5 protein-coding genes are annotated in these 5,199 nt (G+C 65.3%); all 5 read left to right on the top strand.

Translation table 11 applies throughout. The features are described 5' to 3' along the window. A partial coding sequence (locus RMO30_RS09785; RefSeq protein ID WP_309712638.1) for a glycosyl hydrolase-related protein occupies window positions 1-472 on the top strand: 472 nt, incomplete at its 5' end. A gap of 2 nt (window positions 473-474) precedes the next feature. Beyond that, window positions 475-1,830: a glycoside-pentoside-hexuronide (GPH):cation symporter gene (locus RMO30_RS09780; RefSeq protein WP_309712635.1), complete on the top strand. Its 1,356-nt coding sequence runs from the start codon at window positions 475-477 to the stop codon at window positions 1,828-1,830. Window positions 1,831-2,016: 186 nt separating this feature from the next. Beyond that, on the top strand, window positions 2,017-3,066 hold the full coding sequence (locus tag RMO30_RS09775; RefSeq protein WP_309712632.1) for a substrate-binding domain-containing protein: 1,050 nt from the start codon (window positions 2,017-2,019) through the stop codon (window positions 3,064-3,066). A gap of 181 nt (window positions 3,067-3,247) precedes the next feature. Then, the gene (locus RMO30_RS09770) at window positions 3,248-4,000 is read left to right on the top strand and encodes an ATP-binding cassette domain-containing protein (protein ID WP_309712630.1); all 753 of its coding nucleotides are present in this window, start codon (window positions 3,248-3,250) and stop codon (window positions 3,998-4,000) included. Next, on the top strand, window positions 3,997-5,199 hold a 1,203-nt coding region (locus RMO30_RS09765; protein ID WP_309712628.1), incomplete at its 3' end, for an ABC transporter permease subunit. The genes RMO30_RS09770 and RMO30_RS09765, both read left to right, overlap by 4 nt.

The following is a 5,199-nucleotide window of genomic DNA, read 5'->3' as shown; positions in this document are numbered from 1 at the left end:
GTTCGCCCTGCTCAACGACGCCAAGTACGGGCATCGCGCGAAGAGCGGCCTCCTGAGTCTCAACCTCCTGCGGTCGCCGACCTTTCCCGACAAGACCGCCGACCGCGGCGAGCATTCGTTCAGCTATGCGTTCCGTCCCTTCGCATCCGGCGATCTCTCCTCGGTGATCCGCGACGGGTACCGCCTGAACAACCCGATGACTGTGCTGCCGGGAGTGTCGCTGCCGTCTTTCGCCACCGTCGACAACCCAGCTGTCATCATCGAGACGGTGAAAACAGCCGAGGAGGGCAACGGGGTGGTGGTGCGGATGTACGAGAGCCTCGGGCGCCCGGCATCCACAGCTCTGCGCGTCGCCTTCCCGTTCAGCGCTGCAACCGAGACCGACCTGCTCGAGCGGCCGATCCGGCCGGCCGACCCGCACCGAATCACTCTCGGACCCTTCGAGATCCTGACGATCCACCTGGAGCGCTGACGATGACGACCTCGACTCTCGATGCGAACGCCGCACGCAAACCTGAGAAGGTTCCTTCGCCTCGAGCACAGAGCACCGCGATCGTGACGGCCGCCTTCGGCCAGAACCTGGTGTACGCGACGGTCAGTACATTCATGCTGCTCTACCTCGTCGAGTACGTCGGGCTGAGTACCGGAGCGATCGCGGTCGTCACAGTCGTGCTCACGCTCGCCCGCATCATCGACGCCGTCGCCGACCCCTTCGTCGGCAGCCTGATCGACATGACGCGCACTCGCTGGGGCAAGTTGCGGCCGTTCATCCTGTTCTCGGCGGCGCCGGTCGCGCTGCTCACCGCGCTGATCTTCGCCGTACCCGAAATCGACGAGACCGGGCAGCTCGTGTACTTCACGATCTGTTACCTGATCTGGGGCCTCGTGTACGCGGCGTGCGACGTTCCGATGTGGGGGCTAATCGGTTCCGCGTTCCCCGACCCGGGCCGTCGAGCCCGAGTGATCGGCAACGTGCGCGCGTTCGGTGCGATCGCGATCGGGGTCTCGACCCTCGGGGCACCGAGCCTCGCGGCCGCGCTGAGCTTCGCACCCGAGACGACCGCAGTGGGGTGGACCAGGGCCGTCGCGCTCATCGCGGTGGTCGGGATGGGGATCTACCTGCTGGCGTTCTTCGTGCCGCGCGAGCGGGATTCGTCGAACGCACCACGCCTGTCGTTCACCGAGCTGTTCCGTGCGCTGTTCCGCAACCGACCGCTGCTGCTCGTGCTGCTCGGCTCGTTCATCGGGTTCGGGCGCGCGATCGTGCAAGCGGGTGGCGCCGTATTCGTCGTGATTGCGTACGGCAACGATGACAACTTCACACTGGTCGGCGCCGCGATCATCGTGGGCATGGTGATCGCGGCGTTCACGACCCCCCTCGTGATGCGGCGAATCTCGGGGCGCACCCTCATCCTGATCAGTTCGTTCGCGGGTTTCGCGATCTATGTGGGAATGTTCGTCGGCGGATTCGAGGACCTCGTCGTGCTCGTCATCTTCATCTTCCTGAGCGGACTCGCGCTTGGGGTGTTCCTCGTCGCGCAGACCACGATGATCGCGGATGCCGTCGACCATGCCGAGAACGCCACCGGCGTGCGCAACGACGGCATCTCGTTCGCGACCCTGACCTTCGTCACCAAGGTGATGAGCGCGTTCTCGACGCTCGCGTTCGGCATCGTGATCGTGATCGCGGGCTATCAGGAGGGTGTTGTCGTGACCCCCGCGATGCAGCAGATCGCGTTCATCGGTATCACCCTGATCCCCGCCGCGAGCTGTCTGCTCTCCGCGATCCCGTTCTTCTTCTACCGCCTCGGCGACTCCCGACGCGCCTGAGGGGCCGAAACTTCCCGCTTTCGAAAGTCGCCGAAAGTTGCGAAACAATCGGTCGAACGTTACTCAAGCGTTACGAGAAACGGAGAAATACCCGGCCGTGAAGCGGAATATGGCTACTGCCGTCGTCGAAGAAGATGACGCGGTACCCAGCGAGGGGTTACCTCACCTTGAAGAAGGGTGATCTTTGTGAAGAAGACTTCACTGATCTCCGTAGTTGCATTTGCCGGAATCTCGACGGTCCTGTTGGCCGGTTGTACGGGCGGCGGTGGTGGCGAAGCTGAGGCGACGCGTGCCTGCGTGATCCTCCCCGACACCGCGTCGTCTGACCGCTGGGAGAACCTGGACCGCAAGTACCTGGAGGAAGGACTCGCGGCCGCTGGCTTCGAGACCGACATCCAGAACGCGCAGGGCGACACCGCGAAGTACGCGACGATCGCTGACCAGCAGCTTGCTCAGGGCTGTGGCGTCATGCTGCTCGTCGACCTGCAGGGCGCTGGCGTGGGAGTCGCCGAGACGGCCAAGGCCGCCGGCATCCCGGTCATCGCCTACGACCGCCCGATCGCCGGTGCGGACTACTACGTGTCGTTCGACAACTTCCAGGTTGGCGCGCTCGAGGGTCAGATGATCGTCGACGGCCTCGAGGAAGCTGGCAAGGACCCGGCCACCGCGATCGTCGTCTACATGGGTGGAGACCCTGCTGACGGCAACGCTGCCTTCTTCCACGATGGCGCTGTCTCGGTGATGGAAGCTGCCGGGATCTCCCCGGCGGCGGAGCCGCCGGGAATCTGGGACGGCCCGACCACGGCGACCAACTTCGAGCAGGCTCTCGCCACGCTCGGCGGAGTGGTTGACGCGGTGTGGGTTGCCAACGACACCAACGCTGCCGGTGTCATCACGATCCTCGACAAGAACGGCCTCGTCGTTCCGGTCTCGGGTCAGGATGCCAACACCGCTGGTCTGCAGAACGTTCTGCTGGGCAAGCAGTACGCGACGGTCTACAAGCCCGTGAAGCTCGAGGCCGACGCGGCCGTCGAGCTCGCGATCGCGCTGCTCAACGGCGAGACCCCGAGCGCCGACGCCGAGCTGGACGACGGCACGCCGTACATCCAGGTCACGCCGGTCGTGGTTGGTCCGGAGCAGGTCCAGGATGTCATCGACGCCGGTGACGCCGACGCTGGCGAAATCTGCCAGGGTGACGTCGCGCCGAAGTGCGACGAGTACGGCATCGCCTACTAACAGCAGCATCTAGGCGGGGCCTCGGGCTGCACCGATTCCGGTCGGCCCGGGGCCTCGCCCCTTTTTGACACGCGTGAGCCCGTCGCGCATACCCTTCTGGGGACGGACGCGCCAGACTAAGGGCGAACCGCCCGAACTTTAAAAGCGCGCCGCAGCGAGGCGGCAAGAAAGGAACCGACTGATGGTTCAGCCGATTATCGAGTTGACGGACATCGTCAAGAGCTTCGGACCGGTCAGCGTGCTGAAAGGCGTGCAACTCCGGGCCTATCCCGGCAAGGTGACCGCGCTCGTGGGCGACAACGGCGCCGGCAAGTCGACCCTCATCAAGGGTCTCGCCGGCGTGCAGCCCTACGACGGCGGCACGGTGCACATTGACGGCCAGGAAGTCCATCTCCTCAACCCGCGCGCGGCGTCGGCCCTCGGCATCGAGGTCGTGTACCAAGACCTCGCTCTCGCCGACAACCTCGACATCGTGCAGAACATGTTCCTGGGGCGCGAAGAGACCGAGTGGGGCACCTTCGACGAAGGCACCATGGAGAAGCAGGCGTCTGACACGCTGCGTTCCCTCTCGGTGCGCACCGTCAAGTCGGTACGCCAGAAGGTCTCCTCGCTCTCCGGTGGTCAACGCCAGACGGTCGCCATCGCGCGTGCTGTGCTGAAGAAGGCCCGCATCGTCATCCTCGACGAACCGACCGCAGCCCTCGGCGTCGCGCAGACCGAGCAGGTGCTCAACCTCGTCAAGCGACTCGCCGAGCAGGGTGTCGCGGTGATCTTGATCAGCCACAACCTCGCCGACATCTTCGAGGTGGCCGACTACATCAGCGTGCTCTACCTCGGCCAGATGGTCGCCGAACTCGAAACCTCGAACACCACCCGCGATGACGTCGTCGGATACATCACGGGCACCAAGTCCCAGACAGGAGCCATTGCATGAGCCTCTATCAGAACGACGGCACCGAGACGGGTCACGTTCCGGCCGCGACCGAACTGATCGGCAGCGGTCAAGAGGGCTCGATCGGCGATCAGGCCAGCGCGTGGTTGCAGCGTGTGCGCGGCGGCGACATGGGCGCCCTGCCCGCGATCGCTGGATTCGTGGTGCTGTCGATCCTCTTCACGGTGCTGAGCCTGGTCATGCGAGGCGGGCAGTTCTTCCTGACCACGGCCAACTTCGCGAACCTCGCACAGCAGGCCGCGCCGCTCGTCATGCTGGGCATGGCGCTGGTCTTCGTGATTCTGCTCGGCGAAATCGACCTTTCGGCGGGTGTGACGGCCGGTGCCTCGATGGGCATCTTCGTCGTGCTGATCACGCGTTTCGACGTCAACTGGATTCTCGCGCTGGTCGTTGCGTTCATCGCCGGCCTCGCGATCGGCACGTTCATCGGCTTCTTCGTCGCTCGAGTCGGTATCCCGTCGTTCGTCGTGACCCTGGGGATGTTCCTCGGGCTGCAGGGCGTGCAGCTCGTGGTGATCGGCGCGGGTGGCGCGATCAACCTGCAGATCCCCGAGATCCGCGCGATCCAGAACGCCAACCTTCCCGACTGGGGCGGCTGGCTGCTTCTCGGCGTCGCCCTCGCGGTGTCTGCGGGTACTGCCTTCTGGGACCGCGCCCGGCGCGCTCGGGCCGGCGTCCCGAACCGAACCGTCACCCTCGTCTGGGCCAAGCTCGCGGCCATCCTCGTGATCGGCGGCGGGGCGGTGTTTATGCTCAACCTGAACCGCGGCCGACCGGCGTCTGTGTTGAACGGCGTCGAGGTCGGCGGCAACGAGGTGATCGGCGTTCCGATCGTCGTGGTCTTCGAGCTCGTGATCCTCTGGGCGGGCACCTTCGTGCTCGACCGCACGCGCTACGGCCGCTACCTCTACGCGATCGGTGGCAACGCCGAGGCTGCCCGGCGCGCTGGTGTAAAGGTCGTGCTCATCAAGTGGTGGGCGTTCATTATCTGCTCGTTCCTCGCCGTCTTCGCCGGCCTCTTCACCGCGTCGCGCATCGGATCGGTGGATGCGGCGATGGGTCGCGACCTCGTGTTGAGTGGTGTCGCGGCGGCGGTCGTCGGTGGCGTGAGCCTCTTCGGCGGTCGCGGTCGCCTCATGCACGCCGCGATCGGTGCGTTGGTCAGCGCCGTGATCACGAAC

The sequence above is a fragment of the Pseudolysinimonas sp. genome (assembly GCF_031389465.1).
In the GTDB taxonomy this organism is placed as follows: Bacteria; Actinomycetota; Actinomycetes; order Actinomycetales; family Microbacteriaceae; genus Pseudolysinimonas_A.
This window is presented reverse-complemented; position numbering and strand designations above follow the sequence as displayed.

Bases quoted from the DNA above. Each gene is read 5' to 3' on its own strand.
- RMO30_RS09780 (WP_309712635.1), top strand. From the start codon at position 475: ATGACGACCTCGACTCTCGATGCGAACGCCGCACGCAAACCTGAGAAG.
- RMO30_RS09770 (WP_309712630.1), top strand. From the start codon at position 3,248: ATGGTTCAGCCGATTATCGAGTTGACGGACATCGTCAAGAGCTTCGGA.